Consider the following 20,358-nt stretch of genomic DNA (forward strand, 5'->3'; position numbering starts at 1 on the left):
CAAACCAGAGACACCCAACTGAAACCCAACTCAAACAATCGATATATATCCTTATATTTCAATAGCTTGCGTGTCTGGCACGAAACTCGCTAAAGCCCTCTCCCACAACAGATCCACCCTAAAAAAATAACAATCCAGGAGACACACCATGAGTGTGATCATCGCCTTGGCAGCCCTCACGCTGCTAATGCTCGCGGCTTACCGTGGCTACAGCGTTATCCTCTTTGCCCCGATTGCCGCCCTCGGCGCCGTTCTGCTCACCGACCCTTCCGCCGTCGCCCCCGCCTTCACCGGGGTGTTCATGGAGAAAATGGTCGGCTTCATCAAACTGTATTTCCCGGTATTCCTGCTCGGTGCAGTGTTCGGCAAGCTGATCGAGTTGTCGGGCTTCTCGCGCTCCATCGTCGCCGCGGCGATTCGCCTCCTCGGCACGAGTCAAGCGATGCTGGTAATCGTGCTGGTCTGCGCCCTGCTGACTTACGGCGGCGTATCGTTGTTCGTGGTGGTGTTCGCGGTCTACCCGTTTGCCGCTGAAATGTTCCGCCAGAGCAATATTCCCAAGCGACTCATCCCGGCGACCATCGCCCTCGGTGCATTCTCGTTCACCATGGACGCCCTGCCCGGTACCCCGCAAATCCAGAACATCATCCCCAGCACCTTCTTCAACACCACCGCTTGGGCCGCGCCCTGGTTGGGCCTGATCGGCGCGATCTTCGTGGTCTGCGCCGGCATGCTGTTTCTGCAGCGCCAACGCAACAAGGCTCAGCGCGCCGGTGAGGGTTATGGCACCGAACTGCGCAATGAGCCGGAAACCGCTGCCGACATCAAACTGCCAAATCCATGGATTGCACTGTCGCCTCTCCTGGCGGTGGGCATCATGAACCTGCTGTTTACCCAGTGGATTCCGCAGTGGTACGGCAAGACCCACAGCCTCGCGCTGCCGGGCATGGCCGCGCCGGTGACCACCGACATCGCCAAGCTCACAGCGATCTGGGCCGTTCAAGCTGCTCTGCTGGTCGGCATCATCATGGTGCTGGTGTTCGGCTTCCAGGCGATTCGCGGCAAACTCGCCGAAGGCAGTCGAAGTGCGGTCGGCGGTTCGTTGCTGGCGGCGATGAACACCGCGTCGGAGTACGGCTTTGGTGCGGTGATAGCCTCCTTGCCGGGCTTCCTGGTATTGGCCGACTGGCTCAAAAGCATTCCCAATCCGCTGGTCAACGAAGCGATTACCGTAACCCTGCTGGCCGGCATCACCGGTTCTGCGTCGGGCGGTATGAGCATTGCGCTGGCGGCAATGGCCAATGACTTCATCGCAGCGGCCCACGCCGCCAATATCCCGCTGGAAGTGCTGCACCGGGTGGCCGCGATGGCCAGTGGCGGCATGGACACCCTGCCGCACAACGGCGCGGTGATTACCTTGCTGGCGGTCACCGGCCTGACTCACCGCGAAGCCTACAAAGACATTTTCTGTATTACGCTGATCAAGACCCTGGCGGTTTTTGTGGTGATCGGTACTTTCTACGCCACTGGCATTGTGTGAGGTATTCATGACAACTCTTTCGGGCAAGACTGCACTGGTCACCGGTTCCACCAGCGGTATCGGCCTGGGCATCGCCCTCAGCCTCGCAAAGGCTGGCGCCAATCTGATCCTCAACGGTTTCGGTGATGCATCCAAAGTGATTGCCGAGGTGGAGCAATTCGGCGGCAAGGTCGGCCATCACCCGGCCGATGTGAGCAACCCTGAGCAGATCGCCGACATGATCGCCTACGCCGAGCGTGAGTTCGGTGGCGTGGACATCTTGGTCAACAACGCCGGTATTCAGCATGTGGCGCCGGTGGAAGACTTCCCGGTAGAGCGCTGGGATTCGATCATTGCGATCAATCTGTCATCGGTATTCCACAGCACCCGCTTGAGCCTGCCAGGCATGCGCGCCAAGGGCTGGGGGCGGATCATCAACATCGCTTCGGTACACGGCCAGGTCGGGTCCGTGGGCAAGGCGGCTTACGTGGCGGCCAAGCATGGGGTGATCGGTTTGACCAAGGTGGTGGGCCTGGAAACGGCCACTACCAACATCACCTGCAACGCCATCTGCCCAGGCTGGGTGTTGACGCCGCTGGTGCAGAAGCAGATTGATGACCGCATCGCCAAAGGAATCGACCCGCAACAGGCGCAGCATGATTTGCTGGCCGAGAAGCAGCCTTCGCTGGAGTTTGTGACGCCGCCACAATTGGGCGAACTGGTGCTGTTTTTGTGCAGCGAGGCCGGTAGCCAGGTGCGTGGCGCGGCGTGGAATATTGATGGTGGGTGGTTGGCGCAGTAACCCACCGCTAACCCCTGTGGCGAGGGGATTTATCCCCGTTCGGCTGCGAAGCAGTCGTAAATCCTGCGCTCTCGGTATGTCAGTCATACCTGAGGTGCCGGGTTTGGGGCGGCTTCGCCACCCAACGGGGATAAATCCCCTCGCCACAAAAGGCCGACTGAATGCATTAATAAGAAGAGGCAAGCCATGTCCGACATCCTCTGGCAACCCAGCGCCAAGCGCATCGGCAAGACTCGCATGGAGGCCTTTCGGCGCGTCATCAATCAGCGACACAACCTTCACGTCGACGACTACCCTGCCCTGCATCAATGGTCCATCGATCAGCGTGAAGCGTTCTGGCAGGCCATCGTCGATTTCTTCGACATCCGTTTCCACGATCAACCGGACGCTGTGCTGGTTGAGGGCGCGCAAATGCCCAGCGCCCAATGGTTTCCTGGCGCCACCCTGAACTTCGCCGAACACCTGATGCGCCGTCGCGACGATGCCGTAGCGGTCATTGCCATCGGCGAGAACGGCCAGCGTGAACACCTGACCTGGGCAGAACTGGCCGAGCATGTCGCCGGGTTTCAGAACAGCTTGAAAGCCGCCGGTGTCGGCCTCGGTGACCGCGTCGCGGCGTGCATGCCCAATACCTGGCAAACCCTGGTGGCGATGCTCGGCACCACCAGTTTGGGAGCGATCTGGTCCTGCTCTTCGCCGGACTTCGGCACCCAAGGGGTGATTGATCGCTTCGGCCAGATCGAGCCAAAAGTGCTGATCACCTGCGCCGGTTACCGCTATGCCGGCAAAGAGATCGACCAGACCGCCAAGGTCAATGAAATCCTCGAACGCTTGCCGTCCTTGCAGCAGTTGATTGTTGTGCCTTACGCCCGACCGCAAGCGCACATCGAACACTTCCACACCCGGGCCAACGTGACGCTCTGGGATGATTTCTACGACGTGGGCGGCGAGCCGGATTTCGTCCCAGTGCCCTTCGCGCATCCGCTGTACATTCTCTACTCCAGCGGCACCACTGGCGTGCCGAAATGCATCATTCACAGCACCGGCGGCGTGTTGCTGCAACACGTCAAGGAACACGGATTGCATTGCGACCTCGGCCCCGGCGACCGGTTGTTCTACTACACCACGTGCGGCTGGATGATGTGGAACTGGCTGGTCTCGGCGCTGGCCGTGGACAGCACGGTGGTGCTGTACGACGGCTCGCCGTTTCATCCCGCTCCCGAGCGCCTGATCGACCTGATCGACGACGAATGCATCAGTGTCTTCGGCACCAGCCCCAAGTACCTTGCGACCCTGGAAAGCAGCGGCATCAAACCTCGCGAAAGCCATGACCTGAGCAGCCTCAAAACCGTGCTCTGCACCGGTTCCGCGTTGTCGCCGCAGAGTTACGACTACGTCTATCGCGACCTCAAGCCTGACCTGTGCCTGGCCTCGATGTCCGGCGGCACCGACATCGTGTCGTGTTTTGTGAACAGCAATCCGCTGCAACCGGTGCGCCGTGGCGAGATACAAGGCAAAAGCCTGGGTATGGCGGTGGAAGTCTGGAACGACAACGGCCAGCCGGTGATCGGCGAAAAAGGTGAGCTGGTGTGCACCCGGCACTTTCCGGCAATCCCCATCGGGTTCTGGAATGATCCTCAGCAGGAAAAACTCCGCGCTTCGTATTTCAGTCAGTTCCCCGGCGTCTGGGCCCAAGGCGATTACGCGGAACAATTGCCCCACGGCGGGATGATGATCCACGGACGCTCCGACGCCGTGCTCAACCCCGGCGGCGTGCGCATCGGCACCGCGGAAATCTACCGTCAGGTGGAGAAAGTCCCACAGGTTCTGGACAGCGTGGCCATCGGTCAGCAATGGCAGGACGACGTGCGGGTGGTGCTGTTCGTGCGATTGCGTGACGGCGTTGAACTGGACGAAGCACTGCAGCAGCAGATCCGCCAGGTCATCCGCGCCAACACCACACCGCGGCATGTGCCGGCGAAGATTGTCGCGGTGACCGATATACCGCGGACGATCAGCGGCAAGGTCGTTGAGCTGGCGGTGAGGAATGTGGTGCATGGCCAGAAGGTGAAGAATACCGACGCCCTGGCCAATCCCGAAGCGCTTGAGCAGTTTCGGGATCGGCCGGAACTCGACACTTAAACAATCATGCAGTGTGTGTTAATTCATGTGCGAACCAGGTGGGCGCCTTCCGTTGGCGGGATTTGGCGCAATAGAGTTGTTCAGAGTGATCAGAACCGGCTCGTCAATCGCGCTACCGGGGTTTGCTTCAAGCGCGCCGCGCAGGGTGGACATATTGAGTTCATAACTACCCTTGTCCGTATACAGCTGGCTCAGCAGCGAGGTGGTCACAGCCAGTGAGTCAGCATTTTCAAAGGCCTTGGAACTGGCGTGACAGGCACGGCCCTCATCCGTAACCGGCAGACGGCCCGACGCCAGGTTCAGCAGCGCAGCCACATCCAGCCATTGCCCTCTTTCGCCGTTGCGTCCCGCATCGCGGGCATAGCTGACATCATCAGTCTGTGCCGCACCGTGGAACACCTCATGAATCAAGTCGTCTGCCACCACGTCATGGTTGAAGCCCAGACCGATGAAGTGCTTGTTGAGATTGGGCGTATAGATTTCGATGAATGTCGTGGCGGATTTGTCTGTTGCACCTTTCCATTGCTGGTAAGCGTTCGGGTCGAAAGCGGCAATGTGGTGGGTATCCTTTAGCGGATCGAGGAAAAAGTTGCTAATGGAAAGACCTGCAAAGTCTGCCCTGATCAATCTCAAATAGTTCAACAACCGTTCGAATGCATCGCTCGAGTTGTTTCCCATCAGTGCCTTGATGATTGCGTTGCGTTCCTTCGTGAAGTCATGACTGGTCAAGACATTGATCGCGTTTTCGATTTTTGTACGCGCCAGCGGCAAGCTTTGCTCAATGAACTGCCGGGTGTAGCTGACGGGCAATGTCCTAACGGAGCGCGGCAACCGGACGGGTGCCATAAAGGTGAAGTGACTTAGCTTTGGGCCCCAGGGTTTGCCTAACCTATCAAGGGCATACCATTGAAGGTTGTTACGCGTCGCCATGACTATGAAGGTTTCACCGGTAGCACCAAGGGGCCGCCAGGTACCCTGTCCGGTGGTATCGGCGCTTTTGGCTGCGCGAACCAGGTCGTAGGTTTTATGACGGCCATTGAGTTTGTGCAACTGGGACTGCGCCAGTCCGAACATCTCTTGAGCCTGCCTGTTAAAGCGTAGCGCCCCCTTATGGATGAGTTTCCCGGTTCCGAACAATGCCGTAGGCACGCCATCCACGGGGTTGAAGACGGAAACAGATGTGACGAAAGCGAGCTTGGTCAGACGGGCGGCTTTGGAAGCTGTGGAGATAGCCTTCGCCGAGATGCTCAGTGCTTTGGCGCCAGCCCCCAAAAACGCCCCAGCCAATGCGATGGCATCCATAACGCAGCCATATATCCCATCGACAATCTTATCGTCCTCCCCGGAAGATAGATCCTCGATGCACTTTTTAAAGGGAACAATCAGATCAACAAGGTACTTCCCTCTTTCTTCTGCGTCCTTGCGCTGGCGTTCAAGCTCTGTTGGCACGGTGTTGACGACTTTAAACTCATCAAACGTTATTACCGGACGATTGTTGACGATGAACTCGGCGATCCGAATAATTTGCGGATTATCAAAATTTTTAAAAATGCTCTGCTGCCGCAACGTCGGCGTAGCAGGCGCGGGAAGTTCACCCAGCTTTTCAATAATCGCCATGCCGCCGGCCGAATCGGCTTCTGAAAAACCGTGAGCGTATTCACGAAGAATGATCGGTAAAGATTCCAGAGGCGTCGGTGTCACCTTCGCATTAAGGTCACCGTTGAAATCCATTCTGGCGGCGCCCTGCAATTTTCCTGTTTTGGTTATCAACGCACCTAGCGTGTTGTTTCTACGTAGTTCTCCACGCAAGGTAAACAGTTCATAGCATGAAACAGCGCCTCCATGAGAAGCGTACATTACAATGCCAAATCGCCCCGTGACAGCATCTTTGTTTTGTTGGGTTTCGTAGTCTGTTTCACGCGTAAGCGCCCCCCCCAAATTCCTGGAAGATGTCTCTACCGCCGCACTGCGAAGGGTAAAGAAAGTGATCTTACCTTTCAGAAAGGTTTCCAGATCAAAGGGAAGCATGTGTGAAAGGGCCAACTTCACATTTGTGACAACCGCACTATTCAAATTCGCGAGATAATTCCACAACTGGAGGTGAAACTCATGATTATTGGACGGCAGTCGCCGCAATTGCGGATAGCGGCTGTAAATACTGACTATGGATGGATCATAAAAAGTTAGCCTTTTTCTACTAACAGTAGCTGCCAATAAATCGGGCGTCGTGGAAAATTGGTTGTCGGGAAAAACACCACGTAGATCCCAATTGCCAGTCACCAAATCACCGGACATATGCAACTCGACCATGGACATGGCGGTAGGTGAGGCAGATAGGCCTGGCTGTTGATAGATAATTTTTTCTTCCAGGAAATCACAAGCGGGCGCGACTCTGTTTACCGCCGCCCGTGCAATGTCTTTTCTGCTTGGTATGGAGCAGGAGTATGCGCGGGCAAGGTGCGTGAAGTTTTCCGCGTACTTCTGGAACACAGTTATTGCCCGTTCAGTGGTCTCCTTTTCCGCTGGAATGAGTTCCTTCGTCGTCACCACACCGTTAATCAGCGCCCAGTCAACGATTGGATCGATCATTGCCAGATCCCGCAGATGTTTCAGCGATTCACTGACAGGCTCCAGATCGGCATATGCCATGATTTGCGCATACGTCATCGCACGAGAAGCCCCTTTCCTGACCGCCTCCGCCAGCACTACCCCGCGGCAGAAGGACACCCAACCAACCGAGCCCATCATCAGTGACGCCGGGACAACCTTGACCAGAAATTCTGGCGCGATTTCCGCCAGCAGCAGGTGCGATGCCATTGGGGCCAAGACAGGACTCACCCACCCTTTTGTGTGTAGAACGGTTTCCAGCTCCTTGCGCACGACCGACGAAGATCGCTCGACATTGGTCGGGGCATACAAATCGAGCCCGCCGATACTCTTTCTGCCTTGAACTCTACCGATTTCTAGATACAGCTCCAGCAAAATAGCCGTTATCAATAGTTGCGCAAGATCCTGTGCAGAGACGTCTTGCCCGGATTTTGCACCGAACCAGTCCAGTTCCTTCAGGAGTTCCCTGGCGCAGGCTTGGGCCGCCGGATGCATGACCAACTGAACGATACGTTCGGCGGCGTTATCGTGCCTCACACGGGCGCCACCTGTTTCGCGATTTAGCTTCTCCAACAGTTTTTCGTTCGCACCTACAAGTTTGCCAGTGGCCTGCCGAATAGCTGCACGTTGCTCAGCCGACAATACGGCTAACGATTGATCATCGGTGATGATCTGCCCCCAATAATTGCCAAAATGATCGACTTCAGAACTATCAAACTCTAAGTAACCGATCAGATTTCTGACCTGCGCAACTGTCTTTGGCACATGGAAGCCATAAAATTGAAGCCACTGATCGATAATCACATAGTTGTCCGTCCACAGGCAACCTCCGGCCTCTTTGGCAATGTCCACCAAGATATCCATTGAAGCTCGGACATCCTGACGCTGGGCATATCCCTGCGCGACGAGATCTATCCAACCATAGCCAGTACGCACTTCCAGCTTGCCAGAATGGGTAACACGAACAAGTTCGGCGTCCGTGTTTTCCTGGGTTAGTGCGCTTCTTATTGCAACCGTACTGAGCAATTCGTTCAACAGAACGCTTCCCGGCACATAGACCTCATACAAAGATGAGCCATTCTGCAACTCCATCTCGTAATCAAACCAGTCTATTGGTTCGTCGCCATTGTAATTTGCCAGACAAGCTTTCAGTTCGTCCAAAATCAATTTCCGCTCAGCTGCATCCGCGTCTTGACGCAACTGCTTCTCCCTGCCGAAATCACCCAGAGGCTTATAGAACTTATCCCTTAATTCAAAATGCATAGCCCAATCCTTAATAAATTAACTCACTGATTTATTCAGCCTGGGCAGATCTTACTTATCCAGGCCGAACAATCCAGAGCCAATCTATTAAGTAACATTTCCGACAGACCAACCATAGTACAACTAGCCAGCCAAAAATCAGCCCATCAAGTCCCGCGCTCCGAAAATCAAGTAACTTACAGAGGTGGCATCCCCCTAAAATTTCAGATGTAACTTCAGGCGATTAGTCAACAATCAGCATACTTTAATTCTTCTCACCGATAACACCTGCGACAACCAACTTGTTAAAGGAGCTGTCGAAGGCAGCTCCTGTGGAGTCAGTCCATCAGCCCCCATTCACCCGGTGGTGTATGGGGGCCGGGCGTGGCCTCAGCGTGCATTTTCAGCCGCAGGCGCAAATTGTTTACCGAATCCGCATGCTTCAACGCCTCCTCCTCTTCGATAGCCCCTTCTGCGACCAACTCGAATAGCGCACCGTCAAATGTCTGCATGCCCAGCTGGGCGGACTTTTCCATAATGCCCTTTAACTCGTCCAATTCATTGCGCCGAATCAGGTCGCCTATGGTTGGCGTCCCGAGCATCACTTCCACCGCCGCCCGTCGCTGACCGTCCCGGGTGTGCACTAATCGCTGGGAAACGAAGGCCTTGAGATTGTTGCCCAGGTCATGCAGGAGTTGCGTCCGGCGCTCCTCGGGAAAGAAATTGATGATCCGGTCCAGCGCCTGATGGGCGTTGTGGGCATGCAGGGTGGAAATGACCAGATGACCGGTATCGGCAAACGCCAGCGCGTGTTCCATGGTCTCGCGGTCACGGATTTCGCCGATCAGCACCACATCCGGGGCCTGGCGCAGGGTATTTTTCAATGCGGCGTGAAAACTGCGGGTATCAACGCCGACCTCACGCTGATTGATGATCGACTTCTTGTGCCGATGGATGTATTCGACCGGGTCCTCGATGGTGATGATGTGGCCACTGCTGTGGCGATTGCGGTAGTCGATCAACGCGGCCAAAGAAGTTGACTTGCCCGAGTCGGTAGCGCCGACGAACAGCATCAGTCCTTGTTTGAGCATCACCGTTTCGAGCAGCACCGGCGGCAGCTTGAGGTCTTCGAAACGCGGAATGTCGAGTTTGATATTGCGCGCCACAATCGACACATCGTTGCGTTGTTTGAAGATATTGACCCGAAAGCGCCCGACACCGGTCAAAGAGATCGCCAGGTTCATCTCCAGGTCCCGATCGAACTCCAGACGCTGTTCGGCGTCCATGATGGACGCGGCAATGGCCGCGACTTCTCCCGGTTTGAACGGCTGATCGTCCAAGGGTTTGAGCACACCCTCGAACCGTGCGCTGGGTGGCGCACCGGTGGACAGAAAAAGATCGGAGCCATTCTGGCTGGCCAGGAGCCTTAACAGTGCATCGATTTCCATGGCAAAAAGCACCCGCGAAGCATTCAATGAATAAAAATGACCCAAAACGGGTCATCCAGCGTCTACTGCGGTACAAGGATAGTTGACACCGTTACACCGACTTAAGTGCAGGACATCTTGATGAACGCATCACCGACCGGCAGCGATGCCCAGGCCTTGATTGCCCGACTGGACTGGAGACGCAGTCCGCTGGGCGCCGCCAGTACCTGGCCGCAGAGCCTGCGAACCGCCGTGGATATCGTGATTCATTCGCCGATGCCCATGCTGTTGCTGTGGGGCCCGCAGCTCACACAGATCTACAACGACGGCTTCGCGCTGCTCGCCGGCAGCAAGCATCCACACGCATTCGGACAGCCGACACACCTGGTCTGGCCTGAGTTAAAAGACTTTACCGACCCCATTTACAGCGCCGTCCTACAAGGGCAGGTGCGGACCTACAGCGAACAGCGCTTCACCTTGCAGCGTGATGACCATGATTCCGACTTCTGGCTGGACCTGACCTACAGCCCCATCCGCGATGAAAGCGCCCAGGTCGCCGGGATTCTGGTCACGGCCATCGAAACCAACGAACGCCGACGCATCGCCCTCGAACTCGAGCAGCGTTCGGCCGCCAGCCTCAAGGCCCAGCACGAAACCGAGGAGCGTCTGCAACTGGCCCTCGCGGCCACCGACGCCGTCGGCACCTGGGACTGGGACATCAACGAAGACCGCTTCATTGCCGACACCCACTTCGCCCAATTACACGGCATCGACCCGTTGCTCGCCAATCAGTTGCCCATCAGCGCCTACCTTCAGGGGGTGCACCCGGAAGACCGCGCCATGGTCGCCCGCAGCATCAAGCACTCCATCACCCACGGCACCGAGTACGCCGAGGAATATCGCCTGCTGCAAGCCGACGGTCAGCTGCGCTGGGTGTTTGCCCGGGGTCGTTGCTACAAGGATCACCATGGCCGGCCGATCCGCTTCCTCGGCGCCGCCCTCGACCTGACCGAACGAAAACACACAGAACAAGCCTTGCGACAAAGTCAGACCGAGCTGCAACTGATCATCAACGCCATGCCGATCCTGATCAGCTACGTGGACCGCGAGGAACGCTTTCGCCTGAACAATGCGGCCTACCTCGACTGGTACGGGCTGACGCCTCAGGAGCTCTTTGGCAAAACCATCCGTGAAGTACTGGGTGAAAAAGCCTATGCCTTGCGCGCCGAGTACATCGCCCAGGCGCTGTCCGGCAAACCTTGTTGTTTCAGCATCCGCACCCCGCACCGTGACGGCAGCATCCGCCATGCCCTGATGAACTACTTGCCGCGCCACGGCGCGGATGGTGCGGTGAATGGTTTCTACATCTTTGTGATCGACGAAACCGAGCGCAAACAGACCGAAGAAGCCCTGCGCAATCTCAACGAAACGCTTGAAGAACGAGTCGCCGCCCGCACCCAACAGTTGGCCGAAGCCAACCAGCGACTGCAGAACGAGATGTTCGAACGCGAGCGCGCCGAAGAGGCGTTGCGCCATGCGCAGAAGATGGAAGCACTCGGCCAGCTCACCGGTGGCATCGCCCATGACTTCAACAATATGCTCACCGGGATCATCGGCAGCCTCGACTTGATGCAGCGCTACATCGCCGACGGGCGTGCCGCCGAGGTGGGCCGTTTCACCGAAGCGGCCGTGTCCTCGGCCAACCGCGCCGCCGCCCTGACCCATCGCCTGCTGGCGTTTTCCCGGCGTCAGTCACTGGACCGCAAGCCGCTGAACGCCAATGATCTGATCCATTCCCTGGAAGATCTACTCAGTCGGACCAAGGGCGATCACATCGAGCTCAAACTGCAACTGGCCGATGACGTCTGGCCGGTCAGCACCGACGTCAGCCAGCTGGAAAATGCCCTGCTGAATCTGGTGATCAACGCCCGAGACGCCATGCCCGATGGCGGCGAGTTGCGGATTGAAACCGCCAACGTTTACCTCGACAGCAGTGACATCAACACCCTGGAACCGGTCAAGGCCGGGGATTACCTGATGATTGCCGTCAGCGACAACGGTAGCGGCATGACACCGTCGGTGCTGGCCAAGGCCTTCGACCCGTTCTTCACCACCAAACCCATCGGCCAGGGCACCGGTCTTGGGCTGTCGATGATCTATGGATTTGCCCAGCAGTCAGGCGGTCATGTCAGCCTGTTCAGCTTGCCGGGCCAAGGCACCAGCGTTCGTCTGTACCTGCCGCGGCTGCACGCCGCAGAGCCCGAAAACGTCCTGATGCCGGTCACCAGCGAGGCACCGGCCGCAATTGCCGGTGAAACCGTGGTGCTGGTGGAGGACGACCCGGCGGTGCGCATGCTGGTGCTCGACCTGCTCAACGAGCTGGGTTACCACGCCCATGAAGCCAAAGACGCGAAGACCGCACTGCCCCTGCTGGAATCCGACCTGCGAGTCGATTTGCTGGTCACCGACGTCGGGCTGCCGGGGATGAATGGTCGGCAACTGGCGGAAATTGCGCGCCAGCACCGCCCCGAACTCAAAGTGCTGTTCATGACCGGTTACGCGGAAAAAGCCGCCGAGCGCCAGGGCTTTCTGGAGGAAGGCATGGACATGGTGGCCAAGCCCTTTTCCATTGACCTGTTGGCCAACAAGATTCGCGAGATGATCGGTCAACCGGACTGAGTTAAGGCATAATCGCGCGCCCCCCGCTGGCACCAACATAGCCACCACCGTTGCAAGGTACCTGCCCCAATGAAAGCTCAAGCCCGCCATATTCTGGTAAAAACCTCGGAAGAAGCCGAACAGCTCAAACAACGCATCGCCAAGGGCGAAGCCTTCGATGTGCTGGCCAAGAAGTATTCCACCTGCCCGTCCGGCAAGCGCGGCGGCGACCTGGGTGAAGTGCGGCCCGGGCAGATGGTCGGGGTGATCGATGCGGTGATCTTCAAAAAACCGCTGCGCGTGGTGCACGGGCCAATCAAGAGCAAGTTTGGCTATCACCTGGTGCAGGTGTTTTACCGGGATTGAAGAATCACTGTAGGAGCTGCCGCAGGCTGCGATCTTTTGATCTTGATCTTGCTCTTGTAAATCAAAAGATCGCAGCCTGCGGCAGCTCCTACAGGGGGTCGCGTTCAGTCTTTGGGGATCAGTGCCCCCGGCACCTGAATCACCCGACTCGCCAAGCGATGCCCCGCTTCAGCAGCCTCAACCGGGCTGCCGCCTTTCAGGCGACTGGCCAAATACGCCGCGCTAAATGAATCCCCCGCCGCCGTGGTGTCCACCACTCGCTCGACCACCTGCGCCGGCACTTCAAATGACTCTCCATCACAACGAATCAGACACGCCTCGGCGCCACGTTTGAGTACCACCTCAGGCGTGCCAATCTGCTCGTAAGCCGCAAACACCGCTGCGCAATCGGAAAAATGAAACAGCGCTTGTTCATCGTCGACGGTCAGCAACGCGAGGTCGACATAGGGCAGAACGCTGCGATAGACCGCTCGTGCGTCCTCGATCGACGCCCATAAACGTGGCCGGTAGTTGTTGTCGAACACGATCCGCGCATCCCGCTGCCGGGCTTCGATCAGGGTTTCCAGTAACTTCTCCCGACCTTGCACACCCAATATCGCCAGAGTGATGCCGCTGAAATACAGCACGTCGTAATCCGGCAGCGCCGCCAGGATCGGCGCGGCGGCCGGGGTAGTGAAACAATCACGGACTGCCGCCTCGTTGCGCCAGTAAAGAAAACGCCGTTCGCCGGCAGCGTCAGTCTGGATGCAATACAAGCCGGGCAATCGGCCGGGCAAGCGCTGGACCATACCGAGCCCGATGTTTTCGTCCGCCCAGCTCTGGCACATGGCATCGCTGAAACTGTCGTCACCCAAGGCGGTGACGTAATCCACTGTGCCGCCCTCGCCCAGCTCCCGGGACAGGTAGACCGCCGTGTTCAAGGTATCGCCACCGAAACTCTGTTGCAGGCTGCCGTCGGCGCGTTGCTGCAACTCGATCATGCACTCGCCGATCAGGGCGATGCGCGGGGTGTTGGGGCCGAGAGTGCTGATGGTGTTCATGTTGTGGGGTCTCTGGTGTTTCTGTGTTGTCTGGCCGACCGTCATCGCGAGCAAGCTCGCTCCCACAGGGATTGTGTGAACACTGAAGATCCCATGTGGGAGCGAGCTTGCTCGCGATGGCCGCGCCTCGGTCTCAAACCTTAGAAACAGGTTTCCATGGTCTCGATGACATTCAGCTGCTCATCCACCAGACACCCGATACGCCACTTGTCGAACGTCAGGCACGGGTGCGAAGTACCAAAGGAAATGATGTCCCCGACCCGCAACTCAACCTCCGGCGCCACAGTCATGAACGCATGCTGGTCCATCACTGCCGTCACCTTGCAGGCGCTGACATCATCGCCCGTCGCCGGCACCACGCCCGCCTTGTAACGCAGTAACGGCACCGGCAACCCGGCGTCGTAAGCCACGTCGCGTTTACCCAGGGCGATCACCGCAAAGCCCGGTTCCGGCAACGACTGCACGTGAGCCCAGACTTCCAGTGCCGGGCGCAGGCCTTCGTGCAGATCACTGCGGCGGTCGAGCACGCAGCATTGCGCTTCTTTGTAGATGCCGTGATCGTGCGCCACGTAGCTGCCGGGACGCAGCACACTGAGGAAACGCCCGCCGGCGTTCTGCGCTTCGAAGGATTCAGCGATCAAGTCGTACCACGCCGAACCCGACGCAGTGATGATCGGCTTGGGAATGGCGAACGCGCCGCTGTCCTGCAATTGCACGGCCAGGCGCACCAAAGAATCAGCGAACGCACGGATGCCGCTCACCGCGTGATCGCCGTGAATCACCCCTTCGTAACCTTCGATCCCGGTCAGCGCCAGGGCCGGTTGTGCAGCAATGGCTTTGGCCAGCGCGACCACTTCGTCTTCCGTGCGGCAACCGCAACGACCGCCGACCACGCCGTACTCGATCATCACGTTCAAGCGCACACCGCGCGAGGCGAAATACGCGCCGAGGTCAGCGACGTTGTCCGGGTGATCGACCATGCAATGGAAATCGAAGGCCGGATCGGCCAGCAGATCGGCGATCAACGCCATGTTCGGCGTACCGACCAATTGGTTGGCCATCAGCACCCGATGCACGCCATGGGCGTAAGCCGCGCGGGTTTGCGTGGCGCTGGCCAGGGTGATGCCCCAGGCACCGGCGTCCAGTTGGCGGCGAAACAGCGCCGGGGTCATGCTGGTTTTGCCGTGGGGGGCGAGTTCGGCACCGCTGTTGCTGACAAAGGTCTGCATCCAGCGAATGTTGTGTTCCAGCGCTTCGCGGTGCAGCACCAGCGCAGGCAGGCTGACGTCGCGCACAAGATTGGCGCCTGTGTGGGCAAAGCCCTTTTCCACGGTGGCAGTATTTTTGGCAGAAAACATGGTCGAACTCCTCACATTCGCGGCCGCAGGCAGCCGCTGTTATTCGTTGATGCGACGGGCCAGGCTGTTGGCACTGTCGATCAGCACCCGGCGATAGTCGTTGTAATTGTTCTTGGCATCGGCCCGTGGGGCGACGATGCACAGGGTCGCAATGGCCACGCCGTTCGGGTCTTTGACCGGGGCGGCGAAGCAATGGGTAAAGGTGTCGGCAACACTATCGAAAGAGAAGAAGCCATCGATAGCGGCCTGACGGATTTCACCGAGAAACTGTTCAAGCGGCAGGCGTTCGCCGTTGGGCAGGATGAAATCGTCGTGATCAATCAGGTCGACGATTTCCTGGTCGCTCAAGTGCGCCAGCAGCAGGCGCCCGGAAGCGGTCCAGGGGATTGGTGCGTTCTCGCCGATGTCCGAGGAAATGCGGAAGTGCCGCTCGCCCTCTTTCATCAAGGCCACGGTGTATTTTCGTCCGTTGAGCAGGCACATCTGCGCGGTTTCGCGGGTCTGGCTGACGATCTCTTGCAAGGCATGATCGGCCTCGCGAGTCAGGTCGAAATGGCGTAAATGCGCTTGCCCGAGGAAGTACAGCTGACGGCCGAGGTAGACGTGACCGTCCTTGCCCACGGCCTCCAGAATCCGTCGCTCCAGCAGGGAGGCAACCAATTCGTAGACCGTGGATTTCGGGCTGCCGATGCCGCTGGCGATTTCGTTCGGGCGCAGGGGCTTGCCGACTTCCTTGAGGAAATCGAGGATATCGAACGCCCGGTCCAGACCGCGAGCCCGGCGCTTGATGGTGTCTTCGGTCATGTCAGTGTTCCCATTCAAAGTCGCCCTCGTAGGAGCTGCCGCAGGCTGCGATCTTTTGATCTTGATCTCGCTCTTGCGACTCGTCCAAAAACGCCAAAAGATCGCAGCCTTCGGCAGCTCCTACAAGGGCCAATCAGCCGCACTCTCGGTTCAGGCCTTTTTCTTGTACGCGATGCAGTCAATCTCGACCTTGCAATCGACCATCATATTCGCCTGCACACAGGCCCGGGCCGGAGCGTGCTCGGGTTTGAAGTACTCGGAGAAGACCTTGTTGAAACTGGTGAAATCCCGCGGATCCTCCAGCCACACGCCAGCACGCACCACGTCTTCCAGGCCATAACCGGCCTCTTCGAGAATCGCGATCAGGTTCTTCATGGTCTGGTGGGTCTGCTCGACGATGCCGCCAGTAATGATCTCGCCATCCAGCGCCGGTACTTGCCCGGAGACGTGCAGCCAGCCATCGGCTTCAACGGCGCGGGCGAAAGGACGAGGCTGACCGCCAGCGGCGGTGCTGCCGGTGCCGTAACGAGTAATGCTCATGAATAATTCTCCTGATTGAAAAGTGGATATTTAAAAACGCGTGTTCTTGAGAAATTCTGCCAGGCGCGGTGATTGCGGGCGTTCGAACAGCTCCTTGGGTGGCCCCTGCTCTTCGATTCGTCCCTGATTCATGAAGACGATCTTGTCCGAAACCTCGAAGGCGAAGCGCATTTCGTGGGTGACCAGCAACATGGTCATGCCTTCATCGGCCAGGCCCTTGATCACGTTCAGCACTTCGCCGACCAGCTCCGGGTCGAGGGCCGAGGTGACTTCGTCGAACAGCATCAGGCTCGGGTTCATCGCAATCGCCCGGGCAATCGCCACGCGCTGCTGCTGACCGCCGGACAACTGACCGGGGAAGTGATCGCGGCGTTCCAGCAAGCCGACCCGTTCCAGCCATTTTTCCGCCAGGGCCACCGCTTCATCCTTGTGCAGCTTTTTGACCTTGAGCAAACCGAGGGTGACGTTCTGCAACGCCGTGAGGTGCGGAAACAGGTTGAACTGCTGGAACGCCATGCCGGTCATGGCCCGATGCCGGGCGATGACCTTTTCCGGGTGTCGCACGCGCTTGCCGTTGACCTCGTCATAACCGATGGACTCGCCATCGAGCATGATTTGCCCGCCCTGAAACTCTTCGAGCATGTTCACGCAACGCAGCAGCGTGGTCTTGCCCGAACCGCTGGAACCGATCAGCGTCACGACGTTGCCGCGCTGCATGGTCAGGTCTACGCCCTTGAGCACTTCGAGCTGGCCGTACTTTTTGTGCAACCCGCGAATGTCCAGCAGGGGCTGACCGTTTTGAGCTTCTTTTACGATAGAGAGCGAAGATTGAGTCATGGCAAGGCCACCCGCTTTTCAATGTGCCGGCCGAGTAATTCGATGGCGTAGTTGATGACGAAAAACAGAAATCCGGCGAACAGGTAAAACTCGAGGGTCATGAAGGTTCGGGCGATGATCTGCTGCGTGCTGAGCAACAACTCAGCCACGCCGATCACCGACAACAGTGTCGAAGCCTTGACGATCTCGGTGGAGGAATTGACCCAGGTTGGCAGGATCTGCCGCAGCGCCTGGGGCAACAACACGTAGCCCAGGGATTGGAAAAACGTCAGGCCGATGGCCTTGCTCGCTTCCATCTGCCCACTGGGCAGTGCTTGCAACGCGCCGCGCACAATCTCGGCGACGTGGGAGCCGCAAAACAGCGTCAGCCCCAACGCACCGGCTTGAAAGGCACTGATCTGCCAACCCAACGCCGGCGCCATATAGAAGCAGGCAAGCACCAATACAAACACGGGCGTGCCGCGAATGATGTCGACGTAAAACCGAAACGGCGCGCGCATCCAGAACTTGCCGTAGGTCAGCACCAGACCGGCGACGATGCCGACCATCGTGCCCAACAGAATCGCCAGGGCAGAGACCTGCACACTGGTCAAAAAGCCCTGCCACAAAACTTCCCGGGCAACCCACAACTCATGCAACCAACTGGGGGATTCGTACATGTGGCCTCCTATCGGCGAATCGCCAGACGCTGCTCGAGGTAACGCAGCATCATGGCAATGAGGTAACAGGCCGCCACATAGAGCGCTGTGGTCACCAGCCAGGTTTCAATCACCCGGTAGCTCTCGACATTGATCTTGCGCGCGTAATAGGTCAGCTCCGGCACGGCAATCGCCGCGGCCAGCGAGGTGTCCTTAAACAGCGAGATGAAATTGTTCGACAGCGCCGGCAGCACATTGCGCAGCATCACCGGCACGGTGACGTACGCCTTGACCTGCCACTCACCCAGACCGATGGCCAACCCGGCTTCGCGCTGGCCCTTGGGAATGCTCAACAACCCGCCGCGGAACACTTCGGTCAGATAGGCGCCGGCATACAGCGACAGCGTGATGATGAACGACGGGATCTTGTCCAGACGGATCCCCAGGCTCGGCAAGGCGAAGTAGATCAACAGAATCAACACCAGAATTGGCGTGTTACGGATCACCGTCACATACACCGACGCCAGCACCCGCAATGCTCGGTGCTTTGACAGCAAAGCAAACGCCATCATCAGGCCGATCACGCAACCGATGGCGATCGACACCAGCGCCAGCTCAAGACCCAGACCGAGCCCCGCCAGCAAGGTGTCGAAATCGCGCCACACGGCGGCAAAGTTCAACTGATAGTTCATGGTCAGCAGTACCTTGAACGGGGCGATTTATGACCGCCCCGCTCTCACGGGATCATTTGAATTCGACGGGGAAACCGATGGCGGGCGACGGCAGATCGACGCCGAACCACTGTTTGAAGGAGGCCGCGTAGGTCGGGAACTCCACGCCTGTCATGCCTTCATGCAAAACGGTGTTGACGAAGTTCAGCCAGTCCTGATCGCCGCGTTTGACCGCGCACGCGTAAGTCTGCGGGCTCCACGCGTAGGCCGGGCTGCGATAACGACCCTGGTTTTGCACCATCAGGTATTTCACCGACGACTGATCAGTGGCCGCGGCGTCGGCACGGCCGGAGTTCACTGCCTGATACATCAGATCAACGCTGTCGTACTGATCGACCTTGGCCTTGGGCAACGCCTGATGCACCAGTTCTTCGGCGTACACGTTCTGCAACACCGCCACAGTCACGCTGTCGCCGCCAGCTTTGAGGTCTTCGATTTCCTTGTACTTGCTGTTGGCCGGCAGCAGCAGGCCGACACCTTCGCGGTAGTACGGCAGCGTGAACGCCACTTGCTGCGCACGACTGGCGGTGACGGTAATGAACTGACAACTCATGTCGACCTTGTCGGTCAGCAGGTTGGGAATCCGCGCATCGGACGACTGCACCACGAACTCGACCTTGCTTGGGTCGTTGAACAACCCCTTGGCCACCATCCGCGCGATATCGATATCAAAACCCTGCAACTTGCCATCCGCTCCCTGGAAGTGCCACGGCGCATTGGTACTGCCCGTGCCCACAATCAGTTTCCCGCGGGCCAGCACGCTATCGAGCTTGCTGTCCGCCGCATGGGCCACGCCCATAGCAGCAGCCGAAGCCGCGAGAACAAAAAAACACGCTTTAAACAAGGAAGGTCGGCGATGCATGGCAAGCACTCCAGGGTGATATTATTCCGTTATACCGGACGTTGGTATGTAACAACGGAATAGACAGCAGAAAGTGTGCCACAGGATGTGAGGGGAATGTTGGGGAGATTGAAAAACCAGGTGAATCAATAAGATGGGCAACGCACAGGCAACTCTGTTACCCAACGCACACGTCGAGCACCGCTACCGTTGGCCACAACGCACGGGTACTTGCACCACATTTGAAAGGTAGCGATTCAAAATGAAGCAGCGCGTTACCTGTAATTTCTGACAGTAGACTGATCGCGGCTGATTCCTTTACCGTCAACAGGCACTCGACGCACTGTGAAAAAGGAGATTTCAATGAGCTCGACAACCACCCATGCAGCGCTAGCCCCGGTCTACCGCAAGGCCCTGAAAACCTGGCGCCCGGTGATCCTGTACTTCGGCAGCCAGCAATGTCCCGCCTGCGAAATGGCCGGACCGGTGTTTCGCCTGATCGCCGAGCCGTATCGGCATCACGCGCAGATCTACATGCTGAACACCAGCGAATCCCCCCGCCACCCGGACGTCACCGGCACCCCGACCGTGCTGTTTTACAAGGATGGGAAGCTGCTGAAGAAGCTCAAGGGAATCGGCACTGAGCAAACCCTGCAAGAAGACTTCGCCAGGCACATTGGCAAGGTGAAACCCAGATACACGGCTCGCAAACCAAGCCATGACCTGGCGTGGTTGCGTCAATCCCTGCGGACCCTGTGCACTGTACCTCAGGCACGTCAGGTGGGCAGGGCTTGAGTTGTCTGTCG

General features: G+C 58.1%; 16 protein-coding genes. 6 read left to right on the plus strand and 10 right to left on the minus strand.

The window, feature by feature from the left end; all coding sequences use genetic code 11:
• The first annotated feature begins 148 nt into the window (after nt 1-148).
• From ACA079_RS18840 to ACA079_RS18850, 3 genes are all read left to right on the plus strand, one after another.
• Nucleotides 149-1,540, plus strand: coding sequence for a GntP family permease (locus ACA079_RS18840; RefSeq protein WP_497700457.1), 1,392 nt, complete (start codon nt 149-151; stop codon nt 1,538-1,540).
• Between the two features lie 7 nt (nt 1,541-1,547).
• Entirely contained in the window at nt 1,548-2,321 is a 774-nt protein-coding gene (gene hbdH / locus ACA079_RS18845) for a 3-hydroxybutyrate dehydrogenase (RefSeq protein WP_497700458.1), read from the plus strand.
• A 186-nt stretch (nt 2,322-2,507) separates the two neighbouring features.
• Entirely contained in the window at nt 2,508-4,463 is a 1,956-nt protein-coding gene (locus ACA079_RS18850; RefSeq protein WP_497700459.1) for an acetoacetate--CoA ligase, read from the plus strand.
• Between the two features lie 18 nt (nt 4,464-4,481).
• Here ACA079_RS18850 and ACA079_RS18855 read toward each other — a convergent pair whose 3' ends face one another.
• Together ACA079_RS18855 and ACA079_RS18860 are read right to left on the minus strand one after the other, a co-directional pair.
• Nucleotides 4,482-8,333, minus strand: a complete 3,852-nt coding sequence (locus ACA079_RS18855; RefSeq protein WP_497700460.1) for a hypothetical protein — start codon at nt 8,331-8,333, stop codon at nt 4,482-4,484.
• Nucleotides 8,334-8,650: 317 nt separating this feature from the next.
• The gene (locus ACA079_RS18860; RefSeq protein WP_497700461.1) at nt 8,651-9,760 is read right to left on the minus strand and encodes a PilT/PilU family type 4a pilus ATPase; all 1,110 of its coding nucleotides are present in this window, start codon (nt 9,758-9,760) and stop codon (nt 8,651-8,653) included.
• Between the two features lie 120 nt (nt 9,761-9,880).
• On the opposite strand from ACA079_RS18860, the gene ACA079_RS18865 reads away from it, so the two are divergent.
• Nucleotides 9,881-12,418: a hybrid sensor histidine kinase/response regulator gene (locus ACA079_RS18865; RefSeq protein ID WP_497700462.1), complete on the plus strand. Its 2,538-nt coding sequence runs from the start codon at nt 9,881-9,883 to the stop codon at nt 12,416-12,418.
• Between the two features lie 69 nt (nt 12,419-12,487).
• A complete protein-coding gene (locus ACA079_RS18870; RefSeq protein WP_007898282.1) occupies nt 12,488-12,763 on the plus strand; it encodes a peptidylprolyl isomerase in 276 nt (91 codons plus the stop codon).
• 104 nt (nt 12,764-12,867) lie between these two features.
• Here the strand turns inward: ACA079_RS18870 and ACA079_RS18875 are convergent, their stop codons facing one another.
• The 8 genes from ACA079_RS18875 to ACA079_RS18910 all read right to left on the minus strand — a co-directional run bounded on the left by ACA079_RS18875 (nt 12,868) and on the right by ACA079_RS18910 (nt 19,573).
• Nucleotides 12,868-13,803 carry a sugar kinase gene (locus ACA079_RS18875; RefSeq protein WP_497700463.1) on the minus strand — a complete coding sequence of 312 codons (936 nt, stop codon included), beginning with the start codon at nt 13,801-13,803 and terminating at the stop codon, nt 12,868-12,870.
• A 140-nt stretch (nt 13,804-13,943) separates the two neighbouring features.
• Nucleotides 13,944-15,161: an amino acid deaminase gene (locus tag ACA079_RS18880; RefSeq protein ID WP_497700464.1), complete on the minus strand. Its 1,218-nt coding sequence runs from the start codon at nt 15,159-15,161 to the stop codon at nt 13,944-13,946.
• 39 nt (nt 15,162-15,200) lie between these two features.
• Complete coding sequence (locus ACA079_RS18885; RefSeq protein WP_033061664.1) at nt 15,201-15,965, minus strand: IclR family transcriptional regulator; 765 nt, start codon at nt 15,963-15,965, stop codon at nt 15,201-15,203.
• A gap of 150 nt (nt 15,966-16,115) precedes the next feature.
• On the minus strand, nt 16,116-16,505 hold the full coding sequence (locus ACA079_RS18890) for a RidA family protein (protein WP_108217295.1): 390 nt from the start codon (nt 16,503-16,505) through the stop codon (nt 16,116-16,118).
• A gap of 30 nt (nt 16,506-16,535) precedes the next feature.
• Nucleotides 16,536-17,342 (minus strand): amino acid ABC transporter ATP-binding protein, encoded by an 807-nt coding sequence (locus ACA079_RS18895; RefSeq protein WP_497700465.1) that lies wholly within the window; start codon nt 17,340-17,342, stop codon nt 16,536-16,538.
• The gene (locus ACA079_RS18900) at nt 17,339-18,001 is read right to left on the minus strand and encodes an amino acid ABC transporter permease (RefSeq protein WP_253428635.1); all 663 of its coding nucleotides are present in this window, start codon (nt 17,999-18,001) and stop codon (nt 17,339-17,341) included. Before ACA079_RS18900 ends, ACA079_RS18895 begins: the two co-directional genes overlap by 4 nt.
• Nucleotides 18,002-18,009: 8 nt before the next feature.
• On the minus strand, nt 18,010-18,672 hold the full coding sequence (locus ACA079_RS18905) for an amino acid ABC transporter permease (RefSeq protein WP_008015908.1): 663 nt from the start codon (nt 18,670-18,672) through the stop codon (nt 18,010-18,012).
• Nucleotides 18,673-18,724: 52 nt separating this feature from the next.
• Nucleotides 18,725-19,573 (minus strand): transporter substrate-binding protein, encoded by an 849-nt coding sequence (locus tag ACA079_RS18910; protein WP_497700466.1) that lies wholly within the window; start codon nt 19,571-19,573, stop codon nt 18,725-18,727.
• Between the two features lie 342 nt (nt 19,574-19,915).
• Here ACA079_RS18910 and ACA079_RS18915 point away from each other — a divergent pair, with 342 nt between their 5' ends.
• Nucleotides 19,916-20,347: a thioredoxin family protein gene (locus ACA079_RS18915; protein WP_497700467.1), complete on the plus strand. Its 432-nt coding sequence runs from the start codon at nt 19,916-19,918 to the stop codon at nt 20,345-20,347.
• Nucleotides 20,348-20,358 lie beyond the last annotated feature (11 nt).

The organism is Pseudomonas sp. LBUM1645, from assembly GCF_059716185.1.